At 68.7% G+C, this 22143-nt stretch carries 26 protein-coding genes and 1 pseudogene; 13 read left to right on the top strand and 14 right to left on the bottom strand.

Going from position 1 to position 22143, the window contains the following annotated elements:
- Positions 1-67 precede the first annotated feature (67 nt).
- Together QTI33_RS04205 and QTI33_RS04200 are read left to right on the top strand one after the other, a co-directional pair.
- Positions 68-2125 (top strand): carbon starvation CstA family protein, encoded by a 2058-nt coding sequence (locus tag QTI33_RS04205; RefSeq protein WP_286504496.1) that lies wholly within the window; start codon positions 68-70, stop codon positions 2123-2125.
- Positions 2122-2340, top strand: coding sequence for a YbdD/YjiX family protein (locus QTI33_RS04200; RefSeq protein WP_286504495.1), 219 nt, complete (start codon positions 2122-2124; stop codon positions 2338-2340). Before QTI33_RS04205 ends, QTI33_RS04200 begins: the two co-directional genes overlap by 4 nt.
- 10 nt (positions 2341-2350) lie before the next feature.
- Here the strand turns inward: QTI33_RS04200 and QTI33_RS04195 are convergent, their stop codons facing one another.
- The 7 genes and pseudogenes from QTI33_RS04195 to ygfZ all read right to left on the bottom strand — a co-directional run bounded on the left by QTI33_RS04195 (position 2351) and on the right by ygfZ (position 6244).
- Positions 2351-3139 carry a competence protein CoiA gene (locus QTI33_RS04195; protein ID WP_444814807.1) on the bottom strand — a complete coding sequence of 263 codons (789 nt, stop codon included), beginning with the start codon at positions 3137-3139 and terminating at the stop codon, positions 2351-2353.
- A 24-nt stretch (positions 3140-3163) separates the two neighbouring features.
- Positions 3164-3493, bottom strand: a complete 330-nt coding sequence (locus QTI33_RS04190) for a helix-turn-helix domain-containing transcriptional regulator (RefSeq protein WP_286504545.1) — start codon at positions 3491-3493, stop codon at positions 3164-3166.
- A gap of 250 nt (positions 3494-3743) precedes the next feature.
- Positions 3744-3884: pseudogene (locus tag QTI33_RS35260) on the bottom strand (glutathione transferase); the annotation flags it as partial.
- Between the two features lie 240 nt (positions 3885-4124).
- A complete protein-coding gene (locus QTI33_RS04180) occupies positions 4125-4454 on the bottom strand; it encodes a CcdB family protein (RefSeq protein WP_286504494.1) in 330 nt (109 codons plus the stop codon).
- An 8-nt stretch (positions 4455-4462) separates the two neighbouring features.
- Positions 4463-4726, bottom strand: coding sequence for a type II toxin-antitoxin system Phd/YefM family antitoxin (locus QTI33_RS04175; protein ID WP_286504493.1), 264 nt, complete (start codon positions 4724-4726; stop codon positions 4463-4465).
- Positions 4727-4803: 77 nt separating this feature from the next.
- A complete protein-coding gene (locus QTI33_RS04170; protein WP_286504492.1) occupies positions 4804-5319 on the bottom strand; it encodes a DUF1697 domain-containing protein in 516 nt (171 codons plus the stop codon).
- 1 nt (position 5320) lies between these two features.
- Positions 5321-6244 carry a CAF17-like 4Fe-4S cluster assembly/insertion protein YgfZ gene (gene ygfZ / locus QTI33_RS04165; protein WP_286504491.1) on the bottom strand — a complete coding sequence of 308 codons (924 nt, stop codon included), beginning with the start codon at positions 6242-6244 and terminating at the stop codon, positions 5321-5323.
- 93 nt (positions 6245-6337) lie between these two features.
- Between ygfZ and mltG the strand changes: the two genes are divergently transcribed.
- The 6 genes from mltG (at position 6338) to QTI33_RS04135 (ending at position 10927) form a co-directional block, all read left to right on the top strand.
- A complete protein-coding gene (gene mltG / locus QTI33_RS04160) occupies positions 6338-7366 on the top strand; it encodes an endolytic transglycosylase MltG (RefSeq protein WP_286504490.1) in 1029 nt (342 codons plus the stop codon).
- A complete protein-coding gene (gene tmk, locus QTI33_RS04155; protein ID WP_286504489.1) occupies positions 7363-8007 on the top strand; it encodes a dTMP kinase in 645 nt (214 codons plus the stop codon). Before mltG ends, tmk begins: the two co-directional genes overlap by 4 nt.
- The gene (locus QTI33_RS04150) at positions 8004-9023 is read left to right on the top strand and encodes a DNA polymerase III delta subunit-related protein (protein ID WP_286504488.1); all 1020 of its coding nucleotides are present in this window, start codon (positions 8004-8006) and stop codon (positions 9021-9023) included. Before tmk ends, QTI33_RS04150 begins: the two co-directional genes overlap by 4 nt.
- The gene (locus tag QTI33_RS04145; protein ID WP_286504487.1) at positions 9020-9394 is read left to right on the top strand and encodes a PilZ domain-containing protein; all 375 of its coding nucleotides are present in this window, start codon (positions 9020-9022) and stop codon (positions 9392-9394) included. Before QTI33_RS04150 ends, QTI33_RS04145 begins: the two co-directional genes overlap by 4 nt.
- A 67-nt stretch (positions 9395-9461) precedes the next feature.
- A complete protein-coding gene (locus QTI33_RS04140) occupies positions 9462-10268 on the top strand; it encodes a TatD family hydrolase (RefSeq protein WP_286504486.1) in 807 nt (268 codons plus the stop codon).
- Complete coding sequence (locus QTI33_RS04135) at positions 10265-10927, top strand: ankyrin repeat domain-containing protein (RefSeq protein ID WP_286504485.1); 663 nt, start codon at positions 10265-10267, stop codon at positions 10925-10927. Before QTI33_RS04140 ends, QTI33_RS04135 begins: the two co-directional genes overlap by 4 nt.
- A gap of 102 nt (positions 10928-11029) precedes the next feature.
- On the opposite strand, the gene QTI33_RS04130 is transcribed toward QTI33_RS04135, so the two are convergent.
- Positions 11030-12061, bottom strand: a complete 1032-nt coding sequence (locus QTI33_RS04130; protein ID WP_286504484.1) for an isocitrate/isopropylmalate dehydrogenase family protein — start codon at positions 12059-12061, stop codon at positions 11030-11032.
- A 169-nt stretch (positions 12062-12230) separates the two neighbouring features.
- On the opposite strand from QTI33_RS04130, the gene tkt reads away from it, so the two are divergent.
- Positions 12231-14297, top strand: a complete 2067-nt coding sequence (tkt, locus tag QTI33_RS04125; protein WP_286504483.1) for a transketolase — start codon at positions 12231-12233, stop codon at positions 14295-14297.
- Between the two features lie 19 nt (positions 14298-14316).
- Here the strand turns inward: tkt and QTI33_RS04120 are convergent, their stop codons facing one another.
- The gene (locus tag QTI33_RS04120) at positions 14317-14625 is read right to left on the bottom strand and encodes a hypothetical protein (RefSeq protein ID WP_286504482.1); all 309 of its coding nucleotides are present in this window, start codon (positions 14623-14625) and stop codon (positions 14317-14319) included.
- A gap of 110 nt (positions 14626-14735) precedes the next feature.
- Entirely contained in the window at positions 14736-16184 is a 1449-nt protein-coding gene (locus QTI33_RS04115) for a sensor histidine kinase (RefSeq protein ID WP_286504481.1), read from the bottom strand.
- 223 nt (positions 16185-16407) lie between these two features.
- Between QTI33_RS04115 and QTI33_RS04110 the strand changes: the two genes are divergently transcribed.
- From QTI33_RS04110 to QTI33_RS04100, 3 genes are all read left to right on the top strand, one after another.
- Positions 16408-16905 (top strand): hypothetical protein, encoded by a 498-nt coding sequence (locus QTI33_RS04110; protein WP_286504480.1) that lies wholly within the window; start codon positions 16408-16410, stop codon positions 16903-16905.
- Between the two features lie 158 nt (positions 16906-17063).
- Complete coding sequence (locus QTI33_RS04105) at positions 17064-17696, top strand: response regulator (RefSeq protein ID WP_286504479.1); 633 nt, start codon at positions 17064-17066, stop codon at positions 17694-17696.
- A gap of 62 nt (positions 17697-17758) precedes the next feature.
- Positions 17759-18286 (top strand): hypothetical protein, encoded by a 528-nt coding sequence (locus QTI33_RS04100; protein ID WP_286504478.1) that lies wholly within the window; start codon positions 17759-17761, stop codon positions 18284-18286.
- On the opposite strand, the gene QTI33_RS04095 is transcribed toward QTI33_RS04100, so the two are convergent.
- Entirely contained in the window at positions 18283-19230 is a 948-nt protein-coding gene (locus QTI33_RS04095; protein WP_286504477.1) for an adenylate/guanylate cyclase domain-containing protein, read from the bottom strand. The two genes, QTI33_RS04100 and QTI33_RS04095, sit on opposite strands and share 4 nt — an antisense overlap.
- Positions 19231-19606: 376 nt before the next feature.
- Here QTI33_RS04095 and QTI33_RS04090 point away from each other — a divergent pair, with 376 nt between their 5' ends.
- Entirely contained in the window at positions 19607-19864 is a 258-nt protein-coding gene (locus QTI33_RS04090; protein WP_286504476.1) for a hypothetical protein, read from the top strand.
- A 41-nt stretch (positions 19865-19905) separates the two neighbouring features.
- Here QTI33_RS04090 and QTI33_RS04085 read toward each other — a convergent pair whose 3' ends face one another.
- From QTI33_RS04085 to QTI33_RS04075, 3 genes are read right to left on the bottom strand one after another with little or no spacing between them, the layout of a single operon-like run.
- Positions 19906-20841 carry an LD-carboxypeptidase gene (locus QTI33_RS04085; protein WP_286504475.1) on the bottom strand — a complete coding sequence of 312 codons (936 nt, stop codon included), beginning with the start codon at positions 20839-20841 and terminating at the stop codon, positions 19906-19908.
- Positions 20838-21941, bottom strand: a complete 1104-nt coding sequence (gene tadA, locus QTI33_RS04080; RefSeq protein ID WP_286504474.1) for a tRNA adenosine(34) deaminase TadA — start codon at positions 21939-21941, stop codon at positions 20838-20840. The genes QTI33_RS04085 and tadA overlap by 4 nt, the downstream gene beginning before the upstream one ends.
- A complete protein-coding gene (locus QTI33_RS04075; RefSeq protein ID WP_286504473.1) occupies positions 21931-22143 on the bottom strand; it encodes a hypothetical protein in 213 nt (70 codons plus the stop codon). The genes tadA and QTI33_RS04075 overlap by 11 nt, the downstream gene beginning before the upstream one ends.

Raw genomic sequence — 22143 nt, 5'->3', positions numbered from 1 at the left:
GGTGCAACCGATGCAGCGATGCTGCCGGCTCGCGACACTTCCGGGGTTCATCTTCCGGAGACATCCAATGCACAGCATCCGCCGCCACCTGGTGTGGCTCGTCGTGGCGGTGGTCGGCGCCTTTGCGCTCGGCACCGTGGCCCTTTCGCGCGGGGAGGCCATCAACGCGCTCTGGATCGTGGTCGCGGCGATCTGCACCTACCTGATCGCCTACCGCTACTACAGCCTGTTCATCGCCACCCGCGTGCTCGGGCTCGACGGCAACCGCAAGACGCCAGCGCACCGCCACAACGACGGCCTGGACTACGTGCCGACCAACAAGAACGTGCTGTTCGGCCATCACTTCGCGGCCATCGCCGGCGCCGGTCCGCTGGTCGGCCCGGTGCTCGCGGCGCAGATGGGCTACCTGCCGGGGCTGTTGTGGATCCTGGCCGGCGTGGTGTTCGCGGGCGCGGTGCAGGACTTCATCGTGCTGTTCATCTCGACCCGGCGCGACGGCCGCTCGCTCGGCGACCTGATCAAGCAGGAGATGGGCACCGTGCCCGGCATGATCGCGCTGTTCGGCACCTTCATGATCATGATCATCATCCTGGCGGTGCTGGCGCTGATCGTGGTCAAGGCGCTGGCCGAATCGCCCTGGGGCACCTTCACGGTGGCGGCGACCATTCCGGTGGCGCTGTTCATGGGCGTCTACCTGCGCTACATCCGCCCGGGCCGCATCGGCGAGATCTCGGTGATCGGCTTCGTGCTGCTGATGGCGGCGATCTTCGGCGGCCAGGCGGTGAGCCAGAGCCCGGTCTGGGGCCCGATGTTCACCTTCGACGGCAAGGCCCTGACCTGGATGCTGATCGGCTACGGCTTCATCGCCGCCAGCCTGCCGGTGTGGCTGCTGCTGGCACCGCGCGACTACCTGTCGACGTTTCTCAAGATCGGCACCATCATCGCGCTGGCGATCGGCATCGTGTTCGTCGCGCCGACCCTGCAGATGCCGGCCGTGACCCAGTTCGCCCAGGGCAACGGCCCGGTCTGGTCGGGCAACCTGTTTCCCTTCCTGTTCATCACCATCGCCTGCGGCGCGGTGTCGGGCTTCCATGCGCTGATCTCTTCGGGCACGACGCCGAAGATGCTCGACAACGAGCTGAACGCGCGCTTCATCGGCTACGGCGGCATGCTGGCCGAATCCTTCGTCGCCGTGATGGCGCTGGTGGCCGCGGCCTGCATCGACCCGGGCGTGTACTTCGCGATGAACAGCCCGGCCGCACTGGTCGGCAGCACGCCCGAAGCGGTGGCGCAGACGATCTCGGGCTGGGGCTTCGCCGTCACGCCGGACATGCTGCTGCAGACCGCCAAGAACGTCGGCGAGACCACCATCCTCGGGCGCGCCGGCGGCGCCCCGACCCTGGCAGTCGGCATGGCGCACATCCTGCACCAGGTGATCGGCGGCCAGGCCATGATGGCCTTCTGGTACCACTTCGCGATCCTGTTCGAAGCCCTGTTCATCCTGACCGCCGTGGATGCCGGCACCCGCGCCGGCCGCTTCATGCTGCAGGACCTGCTGGGCAGCTTCGTGCCGGCCCTCAAGCGCACCGACTCGCTGCCGGCCAACCTGATCGCGACCTTCCTCTGCGTCGCGGCCTGGGGCTATTTCCTGTACCAGGGCGTGGTCGATCCGCTGGGCGGCATCAACACGCTGTGGCCGCTGTTCGGCATCTCCAACCAGATGCTGGCTGCGGTGGCGCTGATGCTCGGCGTGGTGGTGCTGTTCCGCATGAAGCGCGAGCGCTACGCCTGGGTGGCTGCAGCGCCGGCGGCCTGGCTGCTGATCTGCACGCTGACCGCGGGCTGGCTGAAGATCTTCTCGCCCGATCCGAAGGTGGGCTTCCTGTCGCACGCCTCGAAGTACGCCGACGGCCTGGCCCAGGGCGTGCTGATCGCCCCGGCCAAGACGCCCGAGGCGATGTCGCGGATCGTCTTCAACGACCGCCTCGACGCCGGCCTGTGCGCGCTCTTCATCTTCGTGGTGCTGAGCGTGCTGGTCTACAGCGTGCGCACCTGCCTGGCCGCGCGCCGCGCCAACCATCCGACCGCGCGCGAGACGCCGTTCGAACCGATCGCCGCGGCATGATGAGGAACTCCGGCGCCAGCCTGGCCGAGACCGGGCGCTACCTGACCCGCTCGCTGGCGCAGTCCCTGCGGCTGATGGTGGGCATGCCGGACTACGACACCTACCTGAGCCACATGGCGCGCACGCACCCGGGGCAGGAGGCGATGAGCTACGAGGCCTTCTTCAGGGAGCGGCTGGAGGCGCGGTATGGGGGAGGGAAGGGACGGTGCTGTTGAGGGTCACGCCTCATTGATCCCACCAGTTCGGCTGCCGGTCGATGAAGAGCGTGCATTCCGGGCCATGCACCGAGCCGCCGGTCCAGGCGTGTCGCAAGCTTCTCTGGAAGCCTTTCAACAGCAGCACCGGTTGGCCGGGTCGAGGTGTTCGCCAGCGTCTTGAGCGCCTGTAGTAGCCACCGCCCGAATGGATTTGACCGTTTGTGCGCCAACTGGTTTCTTCCACGCGCAGAGCAAGTGGCGCGTAGTGAACAGGCCGCAAAGTCTGTCCGCCCGCCCAGTAGTAGACGCGTCCGAAATACGCTGCGTGGCACCAGCGCTCCCAGGCGGCCGGGCTGTATCTCGACAAACCGAGGTCGCCGTTCGGGATGTCGATCCAGAGGACCGCGATGCCGAGCCGGTGGTACTCCGCGGTCCGGGCGGTGATCTCGCTGACCGCCAGCGCGCTGCGCTGCATCTCGACGGCCACAGGCACGCCGGAGATGACCGCGAAGACATCGGCGACCGCAGTCCCGAAGTTTTTCTCGAGTTCGACGTCCTGCACGTTGGACTCCTTCCGCAAGGCGTCGAAGAGGCTCAGCTTGGTCAGCAGATGGTCTTCGGTTTCGCCTGCACCGAGCCGGCATGCGACGCGGGCCTTGTGGGCGAAGTGATGGATGCGGATCAGGCCCTGGTGCAACACCACTTCACGGCGGCATGCCGGACAGATGAATGGTGCATCGGGCTTCGTGCTGGACCGTGCAGGACTTTGTCGTTGTCCGAGGTGCGCAGGGCGGTGAGCATGGTCGGTATAGGTCAGGTCGGCATTCGCTGCGTGAGGAAGTCAGGCGTGCACGCGCTGCGCGGATTCCACGGAAAGCCGCATTCCCACTGTCTTCAGCACCGCCAACAGCGTCTTCAGCGTCGGATTGCCCTTGGGCGACAGCGTGCGATAAAGAGTCTCGCGGCTGATCCCGGCCTCGGCCGCGACCGCACCCAGACCGCCGTAGGCTTCCACGACGGCCCGCAGGGCGAGCAGTCCGGCCGCACGGTCCTCCGGGTCCTCCAGTGGTTGCATCGCTGCCTTCATGTACGCAACAGCCAGTTCGCGGTCACCACGCAGTTCTGCGACTTCCTTGTCGTGATGAGACACCAAGCCTTTGAGTTTGCTCATGCTTGCCTTCGTTTCCATTCGTTCCACATGCGACGCTGCGTGCGCAGCCGGGGAAAGCGGGCCCTGCACTGGCCGATAGAAGATGACATCGGTCGGCCTTTCCGCCCGGATCGGCATCAGATCGCTTCGCAACCACGCCTGTACCTGGCGCGCAAGCCCGCGAGCCCTGGGCTCGACGGGATAGATCGGCGGGGCGCGGATAGGCTTCATCGAGGTACTCGGTGATGGCGGAAGACTCGGAGAGCGCGAAATCACCGTCAAGCAAGGTTGGCACCCGCTGAGTGAGAGACATGCTTGCAAACGTCGCGCTGCGATTCGCCCCAACTGCGAGATCAATGCGCTCAATGTCGAACGGCAGCTGCTTGTCGGTCAATGCCACGAAGACCGACATGGCATAGGGCAATGCGAACTGCGAGTCGACGTACAGGATCATGGGAGTTCCAGGTCAGGTGGGGTGCGGGTCACCATCAGCGCATTCACGGTGTGAACTTCAACTTCGAGGCCGGTTCGTTCTGCTGCCAGCGCACCGGAGGGACGCAGCCAAGCATGCTAGAAGAACCAGAACAGAAGTCGTCAGAAAGATCGGAACTTGTCGCAATCCGAAGCCTGCCATGCCCCGTTCCCGCGTCCCTCACCCCCACGACCGGGTCAGCAGTTCGTCCAAGGCGTCGGTGATCTGCTGGCCATGCGCGGCCAGCGACCCGACACAAGGGCCCAGATCGCCGATGGCCACTGACACCGTGTCTAGCGGATGCAGCACCAGATCCAGGCCATCGAAAACAAAGATGGGGTTCATGCGGGTGCCGGCGACCTGCGCTCCTGCGGGCAACGCGCTGCGCAGGACCAGCGGGACCACGACACGACGGCGGTAGCGATCGAACTGGGCCGACTGAACCACCACGACGTAGGGGATGCTGCTGCTCTGCCTGCCCTTGTTGCGATGGATGTCGAACTGCGGCACGTCTTCGCCTACAGCGTGGAGTGCTCGTCGGCGAAAGACCCCAACTCCTCCTCCACCCTGTTCCATGCCTCCGCGCAGGCGATGGCCCATTCCGGATGGCCTGGAACTTCGCCAAGGGCGGCACGCGCGCGTTGAAGCGCTTCCATGTCCTGCGGAGAAATGAGATAGGCAGCAGGTCGCCCATGGCGGGTAATGATGATCGGCTCGCGCTGGGCCTTGTCGAGCAGTTGCCCGAAACGGTTCTGAGCCTCGACCGAAGATACTTGCATCATGATGTTCTTCAGAAGTAGCTAACCTGAACAGTTTAAGCGATGTCGCCGCTTGCACGAGACGCCAGGGCGTTGAGAGCTCAAGCCCCCGCGCACTTCCTCACCGTCTCCCAAGTCCGTGTCGTCAGCTCCGTCCCGAAGGTCTTCTCGATCAGCGTCATGAACACAGGGCCGCGCGGCCCCGGCACATAAGCCGATAACACCTGCATCTCGTCCATGGCGAGGATCCGCGCCGCTTCGAACTCGATCGGCAGCGCCAGCCGGGTGGCGCGTGGTTCACGCAGGAAGGTCACGACCCGCTTTGCGCCGGCGGGCAGCTGGTGCGCCGCCCAGGGGTCGGCGGCCAGCAACTCGCGCAGGGCGTCGGACGAACGCACGATGGTGAGAAAGCGCCGTCCGAGCTCCGCTTCCATGGCCGCCTCGGCCTTGCGTTCGAGCGTCGCCCGCGCCATGGCACGCGCATTGAACGCCACGTTGCCGCTCGACAGCAATGTCTTCACCTCCGTGAAGCCCGCGCTTTCGAAGCAGCGCTTGAGTTCCGGCATCTTGGCGTTCATCGGGCTCACGCCGCGAAGAAAGGCGACGTAGCGCGGCACGTCAGATGTCTTCGAGCAGCGGGTAGGGCAGTGGCTCCACCGTCAGCGCCGGCCCGTCGACCGCCCGCGCGTGCAGCCCGCCAGCATCGATCGCCGCGATCTGGATCGAGATCAAGGCCGCCCAGCCGCCCTCGGGAGCTCGCGCGGCCTGCGCCACGGTGCCGACCGGCTGCGCCGGGTCGTTGGCGGCAAAGACTTCCTCGCCGGCCGCGAGCGCGTCGTCGGCCTGGACCAGGTAGGTCCGGCGCTTCAGGGTGCCGCGGAACTGGCTGCGGGCCACGATCTCCTGGCCCGGGTAGCAGCCCTTCTTGAAGTTCACGCCGCCGACCGACTCGTAGTTGATCATCTGCGGCACGAAGGCCTCGACCACCGGGCTGGTCAGGGTCACGATACCGCTGCGCACCTCGCTCCATGGCCAGATCGCCGGATCGAGTTCGGCCCCCTGGGGGGCGGGACCGCCGGCAGGTGCGATCCACAGGGCGCGCGGCACGCCGTCGGACGGATAGAGCGACACCACCTGCGCCTCGCCGACGGCGCTGGCGCGCCCCGGAAGCGCCCCGGCGTCGACGCCATTGGCGGCCAGCGCGGTGCCGGTCAACCCATAAAGCGCGAAATCGGCGCTGGCATCGCTGAGCTTGGCCTTGGCCCGCAGCACGTACATCGACAGGCGCTTGAGGGTCGCGGCCAGGATGTCGCGGCTGCAGACCAGCAGGATGCGTTCGGGTTCGGGCCGGATGCCGACGAAGCTCGCGATCGCGCGGCCCTTGGCCGTGCAGAGCGCCGCCAGGCGCGCCTCGGAGGCATCGAGCAACACGAAATCCTGGGTCAGCTGGCCATGCAGGAAGCTGGCGGCATCGGGACCCTCGGCACGGATCACGCCGAGGTGGGAGAGGGCGGTGACGCCATTCGGAACGACAGAGGTCATCGCTGAATTATCATGGGCGGCTGCCTTCCGTTCGGCCCACAGGGCTTAGCCGTTCTTGCTACCGTCATCCGTTCGCCTCCCTTCCCGGAACCCGTGCGCCGCTTTTTCCTCACCCTTTTCCTGCTGGCTGCCCTGATCGTGCTCGGCACCGGGGCCGCCGGGCTCTGGTGGGTCAACCAGCCCCTCAAGCTGCCCGCGGCCAACGTCGACCTGTCGGTCGAGCCCGGGACCACGCCGCGCGGCATCGCGCAGGCGGTGGCCGATGCCGGCGTCGACGTCCCGCCGCAACTGCTCTACCTGTGGTTTCGCTTTTCCGGCCAGGACCGCCAGATGCGCGCCGGCAGCTACGAGCTCGACCGCGGCGTGACGCCGCGCCTGCTGCTCAACATCCTGGTGCGCGGCGAGGAAGCCACGCGCAGCCTGGCGCTGGTCGAAGGCTGGAACTTCCGCCAGGTCCGTGCGGCGCTGGCCAAGGCCGAGCAGCTCAAGCCCGAAACCGTCGGGCTCAGCGACGAGGAGGTCATGGCACGGGTCGGCCGGCCGGGCGTGCATCCCGAAGGGCGCTTCTTTCCCGACACCTACACCTACTCCAAGGGCTCGACCGACGTCGCCTTGCTGCAGCGCGCGATGCGCGCCATGGACAAGAAGCTGGAGGCCGCCTGGGCCGCCCGGGCCTCCGACCTGCCGCTGAAGACGCCCGATGAGGCGCTGATCCTGGCCAGCATTGTCGAAAAGGAGACAGGCAAGGCCCAGGACCGGGCCGAGATCGCCGCCGTCTTCACCAACCGCCTGCGCCTGGGCATGCCGCTGCAGACCGATCCGACCGTGATCTACGGACTCGGCACGCGCTTCGACGGCAACCTGCGCAAGCGCGACCTCCAGGCCGACACGCCCTGGAACACCTACACCCGCAACGGCCTGCCGCCCACGCCGATCGCGATGCCCGGCAAGGCGGCCTTGCTGGCGGCGGTGCAGCCGGCGCAGAGCAAGTCGCTCTATTTCGTGTCCCGAGGCGACGGCACGAGCCAGTTCAGCAGTTCGCTGGACGACCACAACCGGGCCGTGAACCGCTACCAGCGCGGCGGCGGCAACACCGACCCCAACCAGCGGAGCGGGCAATGAAGGGGCTTTTCCTGACCCTCGAGGGCATCGACGGTGCCGGCAAATCGAGCCATATCGACGCGCTCGAGGCGCTGTTCAAGGCCCGGGGCCGCGCGGTCACGCGCACCCGCGAGCCCGGCGGCACGCCGCTGGCCGAGAGCCTGCGCACGATGATCCTCGAACAGCCGATGGACCCGCTGACCGAGTCGCTGCTGGTCTTCGCGGCCCGCCGGGACCACGTGGTGCGGGTGATCGATCCGGCGCTGGCGCGCGGCGACGTGGTGCTGTGCGACCGCTTCACCGACGCCACCTTCGCCTACCAGGGCGCGGGCCGCGGTTTCGATCCGGCCGTGCTGTCGACGCTCGAAGCCTGGGTGCAGGCGGCGCCGCAGGCCTTGCTGCAGCCCGACATCACCTTGTGGTTCGACCTGCCGCCCGAGACCGCGGCCGAGCGCCTGGCCGGCGCCCGGCTGCCCGACAAGTTCGAATCGCAGCCGGTGGCGTTCTTCCGCCGGGTGGCGGCCGGCTATGCCGCGCGCGCCGCGGCGGCGCCGCGCTTCGCCCGCATCGACGCCAGCCGCTCGCGCGAGCAGGTCTGGCTGCAGGTCGAGGCGGTGCTGGCCGAGCGCGGGCTGGTGGCCGGTTCGGGAGCACGGGCATGACGGCCGATTCTCTGCCGCCCTGGCTGCGCCAGCCGCTGGCCGAGCTGCTGCGCCAGCGCGGCCATGCCTGGCTGCTGCAGGGCCCGTCGGGCCTGGGCCAGTACGAGCTCGGCCTGGCGCTGGCAGCGGCCTGGCTCTGCGAGCAGCCCGAGGAGGCCAAGGCGCATGGCGCCTGCGGCCATTGCCCGAGCTGCCACGCGATCCAGGTGCGCACCCACGCCGACCTCTGCGTGCTGATGCCCGAGGTCGCGATGCAGGCCCTGGGCTGGCCGCTGGACGAGAAGTCGCAGGCCGACATCGACGACAAGAAGCGCAAGCCCAGCCGCGAGATCCGGGTCGAGGCGATGCGCGACGCCATCGGCTTCGCCCAGCGCACCAGCGCCCGCGGCCGCGGCAAGGCGGTGCTGGTCTATCCGGCCGAGCGCATGAACAACATCACGGCCAACGCCTTGCTGAAGACGCTGGAGGAGCCGGTAGGTGAGGTCCGCTTCGTGCTGGCCAGCGAAGCCGCCTGGCAGTTGCTGCCCACCATCCGCAGCCGTTGCCTGGGCTTCACGCTGCCCTGGCCCGACAGCGGCCAGGCGCAGGACTGGCTGGCGGGGCAGGGCGTGCCCGCGGCCGACGCGCCCGGCCTGCTGCGCGCGGCCGGCGGCCGGCCCAGCGACGCCTTGCGCCTGGCCAGCCAGGGCCAATCGCCCAAGGCCTGGTCGCTGCTGCCCAAGGCCATGTCGCGCGGCGAGGTCGGCGCGCTGTCCGACCATGCGCCGGCCCAGGCCATCGGAGCGCTGCAGAAGCTCTGCCACGACCTGATGGCGGTCGATTGCGGCGCGCTGCCGCGCTTTTTCGAGCCCGCCGACCTGCCGCCGGCGCCGCCGCGGGCCGCCCTGGCGCGCTGGTCACGGTCGCTCGCCAGTGCGGCAAAAACCGCAGAACACCCGTTCAATGCGGGCCTGATGCTCGAAGCCCTTGTGAGCGAGGCGCGAACCACCCTAAACTCGGCACGCCGCCGCCCATGAACACACCTGCCGCCCCCACCCCCTCCGCGCCCGTCCGGCCCAGCGTCATCCAGTTGGCGATCAAGGAAAAAGGCGCGCTCTACGCGGCGTACATCCCGCTGTTCGCCGAAGGCGGGATCTTCATCCCGACCGCGCGCGAGTACCGGCTGGGCGACGACGTCTACGTGCTGCTGACGCTGCCCGACGACCCCCAGCGCTATCCGGTCGCCGGCAAGGTCGCCTGGATCACGCCGGCCCGCGCCGCGGGCAACCGGGCGCCCGGGGTCGGCATCCGTTTTCCTTCCGACGACAAGTCGCGCCAGCTCAAGGCGCGCATCGAAGAGGCACTGGGCGCCACCCTGGCCTCCGACCGCCCGACTCAAACCATCTGAGTTCCGCTCCCCAGGGCGCGCCGCCGCTTGCCGCGGCGGCCGCGCCGTTCCGACGACGTTTGCCGCGATGTTCACCGACTCCCACTGCCACCTGACCTTTCCCGAATTCGCGGACCAGATGCCGCAGATCCGCGCCGCGATGGCGGCCGCCCAGGTCGACCGGGCGCTGTGCATCTGCACCACGCTGGAGGAATTCCCCGAAGTCCAGGCGCTGGCCGAGCGGCATGACAACTTCTGGGCCAGCGTCGGCGTCCACCCCGACAACGAAGACATCCTCGAACCCACGGTCGAGGGGCTGGTGCAGCGCGCCGCACTGCCCAAGGTGATCGCCATCGGCGAGACCGGGCTCGACTACTACCAGATGGAAGAGCGCAAGGGCGGCCGCAGCATCGCCGACATGGAATGGCAGCGCGACCGCTTCCGGGTCCATATCCGGGCCGCCCGGCAGACCCGCAAGCCGCTGGTCATCCATACCCGAGAAGCATCGGCCGACACGCTGGCCATCTTGAAGGAGGAGGGCGAGACCGGCAGCGGCCAGGCCGCCGGCGGCGTCTTCCATTGCTTCACCGAGACCGCCGAGGTGGCGCGCGCGGCACTCGACCTCGGCTTCTACATTTCGTTCTCGGGCATCCTGACCTTCAAGAAGGCGCAGGACCTGCGCGACGTGGCGGCCTTCGTGCCGCTCGACCGGATGCTGATCGAGACCGACAGCCCCTACCTGGCGCCGGTGCCGTACCGCGGCAAGACCAACAACCCGTCGTACGTGCCCTTCGTCGCGCAGCAGATCGCCCAGCTGCGCCAATTGCCGGTCGAGGCGATCGCGAAGGCCACCAGCGACAATTTCGAAGCCCTGTTCAGCGGGGCGAAGACATGACAAATCACTTTAAAAAATTCATTTATCTTGTTGTTATTGCTGCTTCTTTTGCCGCAAACGCCAGCGACTACGATGATTTCTTCCGGGCCGCGCGCGCCGACAACGCCAGCGGCATGAAGAGCCTGCTGGCCAGGGGCTTCGATCCCAACACGCGCGACGACAAGGGCCAGACCGCCTTGCTGATCGCGATGCGCGAGCCCTCGCCGAAGGTGATCGAGGTGCTGATCGACTTTCCGAAGACCAATGTCGAGGCCCGCAACGCGAAGGACGAGAGTCCGCTGATGCTGGCTGCCATCAAGGGCCAGCAGGACCTGGTGACCAAGCTCATCGCGCGCGATGCCGACATCAACAAGCCGGGCTGGACGCCGCTGCACTACGCGGCGACCAGCGGCCAGGTCGCGATCATGAAGCAGCTGCTCGACAAGGATGCCTTCATCAACGCCCAGTCGCCGAACGGCACGACCCCGCTGATGATGGCCGCGATGTACGGCTCGGCGGCCGCGGTGCGGTTGCTGCTCGACGAAGGCGCCGACGTCGCGATGAAGAACGAGCAAGGCATGACCGCGGCCGACTTCGCCGAACGGGGCAAGCGGCCGGATGCGATCCAGTTGCTCGGCGCGGCCGCCAAGCCGAAGCAACCTGCGGACGGCAAGTGGTGATGACGGCCGCGAGGCCGTGCCGGCTCGAACCATCGGAAAATAACACAATGTTGATTATGTTAAATAGTTGAACCGCACCAAGGGGCGCCGAACCCCTTGCGCTCACCCGCCCGAAAGCCGGCTCACCAGCGCCTTCGCGTACGCCGCGGTCCCGGCGCTGCCGCCCAGGTCGCCGGTGCGCACCTTGTCGATGTTCAGCGTCTCGTCGATCGCGCGCCGCAAGCGCGCCGACAGGTCCGGCCGCTTGCAGTGGTCGAGCATCAATGCTGCAGCGAGCATCAGCGCGGTCGGGTTGGCGATGCCCTTGCCCGCGATGTCGGGCGCCGATCCGTGGACGGCCTCGAAGATGGCCGCGTCGGCACCGATGTTGGCGCCCGGCGCCATCCCCAGGCCGCCGACCAGCCCGGCCACCAGGTCCGACAGGATGTCGCCGAACAGGTTGGTCGTGACCAGCATGTCGAACTGCCACGGGTTCAGCACCAGCTTCATGGCACAGGCGTCGATGATGACCGTGTCGAGCTCGAACTTGCCCTTGTACTTGCGTTCGTAGAGTTCGAGCCCGGTCTCCAGGAAGATGCCGGTCAGGGCCTTCATGATGTTGGCCTTGTGCACGATCGAGACCTTCTTGCGGCCGGTCGCGACCGCGGTCTCGAAAGCGAACTCGAGCAGCCGCCGGCTGCCCTGGCGGGTGTTGATGCCGGTGGCCATCGCGACCGCGTGCGGGTCGCCGTCGATCGGCACGTAGTGCTCGTGCCCGATGTAGAGGCCCTCGAGGTTCTCGCGCACCACCACGAGATCGATGTCGTCGAAGCGGCCGCCGGGCACCAGGGTGCGCGCCGGCCGCAGGTTGGCGTAGAGCCCGAACTCTTCTCGCAAGCGCACGTTCGAGGATCGGTAGCCGCCGCCGGACGGCGTCTCCAGCGGCCCCTTGAGCGCCAGGCGGGTTCGGCGGATGCTGGCCAGCGTGGCTTCGGGCAAGGGATCGCCGGCGGCTTGCACGCCGGCCAGTCCGCCGAGCTGGCGATCCCATTCGAAGGGCGCGCCGAGGGCGTCGAGGACCGCGAGCGTGGCATCCACGATCTCGGGGCCGATGCCGTCGCCGGGAATCAGGGTGGCAGGGATGACAGTGGACATTCGCGTGAATCCCGAAAATGAGTGAAGGCCTTGGATCGGCCGATTATGGGTCGCCTGGCGCCCGCGGCAGCAGGCCGAGTTGGTTCGGTGCATGATGACTCCCCTCTTCCAATGCCTTGCTTCTCGCTCGTCCACGCCCTCGCAAGGCACACCCCACGGAGCCGCCCCGATGACCGATGCCGAGCTCGACACCCTGTGCATCAACACCATCCGCACGCTGTCGATCGATGCCGTCCAGGCCGCCAACTCCGGCCACCCGGGCACGCCGATGGCGCTGGCGCCGCTGGTCTACACCCTGTGGAACCGGGTCATGCGCTTCGACCCGAAGGACCCGATCTGGCCCGGCCGCGACCGCTTCGTGCTGTCCAACGGCCATGCCTCGATGCTGCTGTGGTCGGCGCTGCACCTCAGCGGCACAGTGGCCGTCAACGCCGAGTACGAACTGCTCGGTGCGCCCGCGGTGACGCTGGACGACATCCGGCGCTTCCGCCAGTTCGGCAGCAAGGCGCCGGGCCACCCCGAGTACCACTGGGTGTCGGGCGTGGAGACCACCACCGGCCCGCTCGGCCAGGGGATCGCGACCAGCGTCGGCATGGCGATGGCGCAGCGCTGGCTGGCCAACCGCTACGACCCGGGCGGCCCTGCCCTGTTCGACTACGACGTCTATGCGGTCTGCGGCGACGGCTGCCTGATGGAAGGCGTCGGCTCCGAGGCCGCGTCGCTGGCCGGCCATCTGGGGCTCGACCGGCTGTGCTGGATCTACGACAACAACCACATCACGATCGAAGGCCGCACCGAGATCACCTTCACCGAGGACGTGGGGATGCGCTTCGCCGCCTACGGCTGGAACGTGCTGCGGGTCGGCGATGCCAACGACCTCGGCCTGATCGAAGCGGCGCTGGCCACCTTCAGGCGCACCCAGGGCCAGCCCACGCTGATCATCCTCGACAGCCACATCGGCTGGGGCTCTCCGCACCGCCAGGACACGGCGGCCGCGCACGGCGAGCCGCTCGGCGACGACGAGGTCCGGCTGGTCAAGCGCGCCTACGGTTGGCCGGAGGACGCGAAATTCCTGGTGCCGGAGGGCGTGCGCGCGCATTTCGATGCCGGCATCGGCGCCCGCGGCGCCGCAGCGCATGCGGCCTGGAACGAGGCCGCCGCGGCCTTGCGCGCCCGCTCGCCGGCCCTGGCGCTCGAGATCGACCAGATGCAGCGCCGAGAATTGCCGGACGGCTGGGACAGCCAGTTGCCGGTCTTTGCGGCCGACCCGAAGGGCCTGGCCGGGCGCGACGCCTCGGGCCAGGTGCTCAACCTGCTGGCGCAGAGCGTGCCCTGGTTCATCGGGGGCTCGGCCGATCTCGGTTCGTCGAACAAGACCACGCTCAAATACCCGGGTGCGGGCGATTTCCAGCCCGGCAGCCCGAGCGGCAAGAACCTGCACTTCGGTATCCGCGAGCATGCGATGGCGGCGGCCGTCAACGGCATGGCGCTGTCCAAGCTGCGGCCCTTCGGCGCCACCTTCTTCATCTTCAGCGACTACGCGCGGCCGGCGATCCGGCTGGCCGCGCTGATGGAACTGCCATCGCTGTTCGTCTTCACCCACGATGCGATGGGCGATGGCGAGGACGGCCCGACCCACCAGCCGATCGAGCAGCTGGCCTCGCTGCGGGCGATGCCCGGCCTCACGGTGCTGCGCCCGGGCGACGCCAACGAAGTGGTGGAGGCCTACCGGGTGGCCCTGCGATCGCCGCACCGTCCGACCGCGATGGTGCTGTCGCGCCAAGCCCTGCCGACCCTCGACCGCAGCCGGCTTGCGCCCGCCGCGGGCGTCGCCAGGGGCGCCTATGTGCTGGCCGAAGCCGCGGGCGAAGGCGACCCCCAACTGATCCTGATCGCCAGCGGCAGCGAGCTCGCGCTGGCTCTCCAGGCGCACGAGGCGCTGGAGGCCCGGGGGGTGCGCGCGCGACTGGTGTCGATGCCCTCGTGGGAGCTGTTCGAGCAGCAGACGCCCGCCTACCGGGCCAGCGTGTTGCCGCCGGGCGTGAGCGCGCGGGTCGCGGTCGAGCAGGCCTCGGCCTTCGGCTGGGAGCGCTACGTCGGCGCGATCGGCCAAGTGGTGGGCATGCAGACCTTCGGGGCCTCGGCACCGCTGGCGGCGCTGCAGCGGGAGTTCGGCTTCACGGTCGACCACGTGGTGGCCGTGGCGCTGTCGGTGCAGGCGGCGGCCAACCCCTGAGCCGCGTGCGCTGGCGTTCTCAGCGGCGACTGCCGCGCAGCGCTGCGAGCATCAACGTGGTCACCGCGGCGCCGCCCGCCGCCGCCATCACCATCGAGCGGACCGGCCGATCGGAGACGTAGTGGCCGCCCTGCTCGCGCCATTGCCGGCCGCGCGACCGGAGCTCGTCGAGCAACTGGCCGGCCCGCCCCTGCTTCGAGGGCCCGGCCGCATGGGCGACGCCCGCGGTGTAGGCGTCGGCGCCATCGGCGGTGTCGCGCACGGCCTGGCGCGTCGCTTCGGCGATTTGCTCGGGACTCTTGTAGTCAGTGAAATTCGTGCTCTGCATGGGAAGTCCTTTTCTAGAAATGCAATGCGATCGGCGTCGCACATGCATCCAGTGATAGGTTCCCGCACGGCCACAGCATGTCGGCACCGTCGTCCAGGCGGCGTAGGTCGTCACCCACCCGGCCCATTCGCCGGGTCGCCGCCAGGCAGGTTGCCCAGGCGCATCGAGCAGCGCGTTCCGCGCCCTGCCACCGAGTCGAGCCGGACCTCGGACTTGAGCGCCTTCGCCAGCCGCGCGACCAGCGACAGGCCGAGCCCGACGCCGTCGGCCGCCGGCGTGGCCGCATCGTTGACGCGGTAGAACTCCTCGAACACCTTCTCGATCTGGTCGGCCGGGATGCCGATGCCCTGGTCGAAGACCTCGACCACGACATCGCCCTGCTGCAGCCGCGCGGCCAGCAGGATCTTCTTGCCCGGCGAGCTGTACTTGATCGCGTTCGACAGCACGTTGCCGACCATCCGCCGCAGGCGCACCGGGTCCGACTGGATCGTCGCCTGCCCGGTGCGCACGCGCAGCCGGATGTTCTTCGCCTCCGCCAGCGGCTCGTACTGCAGCTGCAGGTCACGCACCACGTCGGCGATCTGCACCGGCTCGACCGACAGCTGGACCTTGCCGCTGTCGAGCACCGACAGGTCGAACAGCGAATCGAACAGGTGGCTGACCGCCGCCGTGGCCTTGGCAATCTTGGGCGCGAGTTCGGCATGCGTCTCGGGGTTCTCCTTGAGGAAGTCGGCATAGAGCGCCAGGGCCGAGACGGGCTGGCGCAGGTCGTGGGTCGCGGCGGCGAGAAAACGGTTCTTGGTGCTGACCGCCTCGGTGGCCTGGCGCTCCCTCAGCGCCAGGTCGTACTGGAGTCCGAAGTGTTCTTCCTGGTTGGCGTGGATCGCCCTGCCGAGGCCGAGGATCACGGCCCAGTGCAACAAGGTCAGCCCCACGAACCAGTAGTTGAGCGAACCCTGCATCGGCCCGAGGAACACGCCGTACAGCACGCAGGCCAGCATCACGACGAAGAATCCGTTCATCGACCAGTAGAGCAGGAAGGGCACCAGCGCCAGGCGGGTGATCGGCCCGTACACCACCAGCGTCAGGACCAGCCAGCAACCGAGCTGGTTCGCCTCCGGAATGCGGGCAAAGAACAGCAGCACCGAGACGCCCCAGAATGGGGCCTCGAGGATGAAGACCGGCGCCGCCCGGGCGAGGAAGAGGTGGAGCGAGTCGGCGCCGTCGCCCTGGTGGTCGCGGGCATGCAGGGCCACCACGCGCCGGCGCATCGCCGCGATCAGCAAGCCGACCGCCAGCCACGCCGACACGGCGAGATGGCTGCCGCTGCCCCAGCACAGCGCGGCCATGGTCAGCATCAGCAGCAGGCCCAGCGGCTGGCGTTCGCGCGACTGGCGCATGAAGCTGCGCGTCAGCTGGCCCTGGATCCAGCGGGCGCGCAGGCCGGGCGCATCGTCCTCGATGTCGCCGGGGACCGGGTCGCGGCCGGGTCGGGCGCGGGTGGAGACCTGCGCGCGCGCGAATGCCGGGCTTGCGTGGAGCGACGCCTCGGAGGTCATCCCGGAATCCTGAGTTTCGGAGTCTTGGAGGCTCCCTGTTTGTCAACGACATCGCAACTCGGGATCACCCCGGGGTGCGTGCGTTTTTGCCGCAATCGCGGGCCGGGCGAAGGCATTTCGAACGCGGCCCGTGCAGGCGCAGTTGCGCCGACGACAAATCGCCGGCACATGAGGAATTCTTCCTCTCGCGCTCGGGCGCGTTCGCGGGAATAATTTGCTCGCCATGGGACAAGCGCTTTCAGACCACGAAACCGTCGCCGGCGTGCTGATGATGCTGGTTCGCCAGCGGGCGGCCTCGTCCGGCAGTGGCAAGACCTCGCGCACCGGGCTGCAGGCCAGCGTGCCCGTCAACGAGCGGCCCGGCGTGCGGCGCGGCCTCGACGCCCTGCTCGAGCACGGACTGCTCGTGATGAGTGGCGAAGACATCGGCCCGACCGCCAAGGGCAAGCTGTTCCTGGCCCACGTGCAGCGGGCGCGCGGCGAACCCCCGACCGCCTACGAGCACGACGACAAGAGCCCCGCCGTGCTGGCCGCGATCCTGCAAGCGATCGACGCCGAAGAGCGCCTCGGCCCGCAAGGGCCGATCGACGACCTTCGCACCCTCCCTGCGCGGCTCGAAGGTTATCGCGCCGGGCGGGCGTCCCGCTTCTCCAGGGCCAAGGGCCTGCTGGTGCTCGGTGGCGTGGCGGCCGCGGTGGCTGCGTTCAGGCTGCTGCGCTGAGTCCCGGGAGTTGCGCCGCGGCCCTGCCCGCGCCGCGTGTCATCCGATTGCCCGACTTGCATTCGCGTCTTTCCTACGCCGACTCGGGCTGTCGGCAGACGCGCGCCGGCCGCATCGGCCCGCATGCTCCCCCGACACCATCATTCGAGGAGCAAAAAATGATCAAGATCGGAATCGTGGACGACCATGCCATCGTGCGTTCGGGCCTGCGCGACTTCTTTTCGCAGCACGTCGACCTGCGCGTGGTCGGGGAAGCTGCCAGCGGGCGCGAAGCCATCGACCTCGTGCGCAACCACGAGATCGACGTCCTGGTGATGGATCTCTCCATGCCGGGCCAGAGCGGCATCGACGCCATCGCCATGGTCCGGGCGAAGGCGCCCGACACCGGCATCCTGATCCTGAGCGGCTATCCGGAGGAGCACTACGCGATGAGCCTGATCCGACAGGGCGCGAGCGGCTACCTCAACAAGGAATGCGACCCGAAGGAAATCGTCGAGGCGATCCGCACGATTTCGCTCGGTCGCCGCTACATCACGCCGGGCGTGGCCGAACTGCTGGCCCGCCAGCTCGACCGCAACACCGACACCGCCCCGCACGAACAGCTTTCCGAGCGCGAGTTCCAGGTCTTCCTGAAGCTGGCCACCGGCGAGACCGCGGGCAGCATCGCCGAGCACCTGTCGCTGTCGGTCAAGACCGTGAGCACCTACCGCAGCCGCCTGATGGAGAAGATGAACCTGGCCTCCAACAGCGACCTCACCTACTACGCGCTCAAGAACCAGCTGATCAGCTGAGGGGTCAGACCCCGCGGCCCGACCCCGGTCGGTGCCCGCGCCGGATGGTTAAGCTCGGCGTCATGACGACCATCCAGTCCCGGCGCAAGCTCATCGTGATCATCCTGCTGTGCGTCGCCGTCGGTGGTGCGGCGCTGCGGCATTTCGCCGCGCCCGGCTCCACGGCGCGGGACGTCGGCACCCTGCTGATGCTCCTGTGGGTGCCGATCATCGGCAACGTGATCTCGTGGCTGATCGCGCGGCTGAGGCGCCCGGCCGCGGTCGTGCCCTCCCCCTTCGACGAGCGGCCCGCCTTCGCGCCCCAGTTGCTGGTCGAACTCACGCTGCGGCCGCCGAAGCTGCCGGCGGAAGACGTCCCGGTGCCTGCGGGCGAGCATCGCTGTGCGCTGGTGGTCGGGAACGAGGCGTTTTCGGCCCGCTGGTGGGTCCTGCCGGACCGCTCGTTCCGGCGTGGCAGCCCGCAGGCGCTCGAAGTGGAGTTTCTTGCGCCGCAGCTGGCGCTGCCCAAGTTTCAGGCCGAAGCCAGCTTCAGGATGCTGGTGGGCGAGTCTTTCATCGGCGATGGCCGCGTGCTGCGGCCGATCGACTAGCGCAGGTCGCGGCGCGCCAGCAGCACGTTGCCGCCGGTGGTGTTGAACGAGATGGTGGGCGCGCTGAAATCGCTGAGCGGCGCGCCCAGGCCGATCTCGCCGCTGCCGTGCAGCACGCACTCGTCGCGCCGCAGCGCGATCTCGCCGCTGGCGCCGGCGGTGCCATGGAAGCGCACCCAGGTGCCGTAGGTGCTGACGTCGACCAGCACGCAGCTGCCCTGGCGGGCCTCGATACGCGCATGCAGGCGCGACACCCGCGGGTCGTTGACCACGAACTGCGCTTCGTCAACCCGGCCCAGGTGGATCGGAAGTTCGGCAGCACGGAACATCGAGCGAACGTCGAGCCAGGCCAGCTCGATCTGTCCGAAGGACGAATCCGGGCCGCGCGGCTGGTGCACCAGCGAGGCGGGCATCGTCAGGAACTCCGACACCTCGTCCTGCCAGTCGACCCGGTGCACCACCGGCATCTCGTTCTTGCCGCGAATGTTGATCGGCCCCAGGCTGCGGTGGCGGACTTCGCCACCGTGCAGCTGCTCGATCACCGATTCGGTCGCCCAGATCTGCCCCGGCCCGGCCAGGTCGCTCAGGCGCGACGCTAGGTTGACCGCATCGCCGTAGCAGTCGCCATCGACCTCCACCACCTCGCCGCTGGCGACGCCGATCTGCAGTTCCATGCGCAGCGGCGCGGGCCAGGTTTGCAGGCGCTTCTGGTGGTTGCGCTGCATCTCGAGCACGGCACGGGTGGCGCTGACGCCTTCGGCGAATATCGCAAAGACGCCATCGCCCAACGATTTGACGACACGGCCCCCATGCGCTTCGCAGACGCCGCCGATCCACTGCGTCAGGCGCGTCACGGTTTCGGTGGCGCGCGCATTCCCCATAGCCTCGAAGACTCTGGTACTTCCCGTCAGATCGGCAAATACGACAGTGGAATTGGCGCCCATGTTGTGCAGTTTTTGGTAGCTCTCGCTGTTCGATTATGGCAAAGCGGCGCCGAAACACGGTCTCGGAGCCTCAAATCGGGCCGCCGGAGAGCCAAGCTGTTGCTTTTTCATTTCGTCACACGGTGTAAGTTTGGTTTTAGCTACAAAAGTAGAACTAAGGCATTAGTTGTTCAAGCGCTTCATGAGCAGTTTCGTGAAGTATGTTGTTTTTGAACATGAAATGTCGTGTCGATGCTTGTGCCGCTCCGAGGCCAGCCTTAACGTAGCACCTGTCCAGGTTTTGGCAATACGCCTTCCGTCCATGGTGTCACCCAGCAGTCTCCTTCGCTTTCTGAGCTTCCCCGGTTTCGGCTTGCGCCGTTCCGCGGATCGTCAGATGGGGCAGATCCGCACGGCGATGCTGTCACTGCTCCAGGTCCACGGCGGCCACACGATGCAGCGCGTGGCGCAGCGCGTGCGTTTCGCCGGCGACCTCGAAGCGCTGTGGTACCTGCGCCAGGACGTGCTGACCGCCCTCAGCGCGGTCGACGGCGAAGTCGCCGCCCGGCGCCAGATGCGCCAGATCAACCGCCTGTTCAAGGGTGGACTTCCCGGCAGCATGGAGCCCCGCACCCACCACAGGGTCCACGGCTGACCCTGCGTCGAGCGGCCCGCGCCAGCGAGCCCGCCCGGCTCTCAGTGATGGTGGTGGTGCCGGTGGCCCCAGACCATGAACACGTCCCGGCCGTCGGCGGCCACTTCCACCTTCGCACCCACGGGCAGCAGCACCTTGGTCGGCACGTGGCCGAACGGCAGCCCGGTCAACACCGGCGGCTTGACCAGGCCGCGCAGGCGGGCGACGACCGCCTGCATGCCGAAGCCCCGATCGTGCGGAACCTTGCGGATGCCCGTGAACTGCCCGAACACGATCGCCTTCTGGCGCCCCAGCACCCCGGCGTGACGCAGCTGGTCGAGCATGCGCTCGACCCGGTAGGGGTGCTCGTTGACGTCCTCCAGGAACAGCACGCCCTTGTCGATGGCGGGAAACCAGGGCGTGCCGAGCAGGCTGGCCAGCACGCACAGGTTGCCGCCCCAGAGCACCGCGTCGTGGATGGACCGGAACGCCGGCAGGTCGGCGCTGTCGCGTGCCGGCATGCGCCATCCGGAGCCCTCGCCCTGGCCGCCCAGCAGGTCGTCGAAGCAGGCCTCCATGATGTCGTCAGCACCGGCTTCGGCGCCGAAGTCCTCGCCGACCGCGGGGCCGGCCCAGGTGACGGCGCCGGTCTTGGCCAGCAGCGCGCTCTGGAAGGCGGTGAAGTCGCTGAGCCCGACGAATTCGGTGCCGCGATCGATCGCCTTGGCCACGGCCTTGTAGGGAATCTGGTCGAGGATGCGCGTGAGGCCGTAGCCGCCGCGCGATATCAGCGCCACGTCGGCGCCACTGGCCGCCGCGCGCGCGATCGCCGCCAGCCGCGTGGCGTCGTCGCCCGCGAAGCGCTGGTGGGAGGCCAGAGCGGCCTCGTCGAGTTCGACCTCGTGGCCCAGGGCCTGGAGCCGCTTGACGCCGCGCTTGAACGCGGCCTTGTCGCGCACGGCGCTGGAGGGCGAATAGATGTAGATGTGTTTTTTCACGGGCCGAAGTATCCCATTGCCTCGCGCACCCGCCGGGCCAGGGCCGCCGCCTGCGCCGGCGTCGGGCCGGAGGCGCGCTTCGGGATCGGGCCCAGGGCCCGCAGCGCGGCCTCGTAGCCGCGGTCGGGGAACGGTGCACGCCAGGCCTCCGGCACTGCGGCGGCATCGTCGGGCACGGCCATCACGGTCGCGAAGCGGGCCGGCAGGGTCCCGGCCAGCGACGCGGCCCAGGCGGCGGCGCCGGGGCTGTGCAGCAGCGCCAGGGGGCCGGGGGCGAGCTGCTGCGTGCGCTCGAGCCACGCCAGCCATTCGGCCAGCAGGCGCCAGTGCCATTCGAGCTGGTGCACCGCTTCGCGCTTGGGTTTGTCGCTCTGCCCGAAGCCGATCAGGTCGGGCGCCAGCAGCCGCAGTCCCGGGGCGCCGGCGAGGTGGCGGAAAAAGTAGCGCCACTCGCCCGGCCCGTGCAGGCAGAGGCAGGTGCAGGGCGCGTCCGGCGGGCCGTGGTCGAGGTAGCGCATCCGCCAGCCGCCCTGGCTTGGCAGCTCGCTCACCTGCAGCGGCGCGGGGCCGAGGTCGGCCAACCCGGCGAAGCGCGAGTCGGCGGTGCGCAAGGCGTCGTCGCGCAAGGGCTCGGCCGCTTCGCGGGCGGCGCTGCGGCGGGCCTGGAAGAAGTCCTGCAAAAGCGCCTGCGCTTCGTCGGCGAGCAGCCCGCCCTGCACCGCCGTGCGGTGGTTGAGCCGGGCCTCGCGAAACAGGTCGATCACCGAGCCGGCGGCACCGGTCTTGGGGTCGGCGGCGCCGAACACGACCCGGGCCAGCCGCGCATGCAGCATGGCGCCGGCGCACATCGCGCAGGGCTCCAGCGTCACGAACAGCTCGCAGCCGTCGAGCCGGTAGTTGCCGAGCGCGGCCCCGCCGGCGCGCAGCGCGTTGATCTCGGCATGCGCGCTCGGGTCGTGCCGCGCGATCGGCGCATTGCGTCCGCGGGCGACGACCCGGCCGTCCTTGACCAGCACGGCACCGATCGGCACTTCGCCGGCCTGCGCGGCCTGGCGCGCTTCGGCCAGCGCCAGCGCCATCCAGTCGGCGTCAGTTGTCATCCGGGACCGGCCGGGCCTGCACCGCGGCGTCGAGCGACTGCTTGAACTGCTGCTGGATCTGCCGGCTCTGCGCCCGCGCATCCCCCGTCGCCGTGCTGCCGGTCGGGAGCACCGGCGCGGCGACCCCGCCCAATTGCTTCCTGGCCAGCAGCCCGACGACAACCAGTGCGACCAGCAAACCGACCAGACCGATCATGCGCAT

Source organism: Variovorax davisae, assembly GCF_030316845.1.
Lineage (GTDB): Bacteria > Pseudomonadota > Gammaproteobacteria > Burkholderiales > Burkholderiaceae_C > Variovorax > Variovorax davisae.
This window is presented reverse-complemented; position numbering and strand designations above follow the sequence as displayed.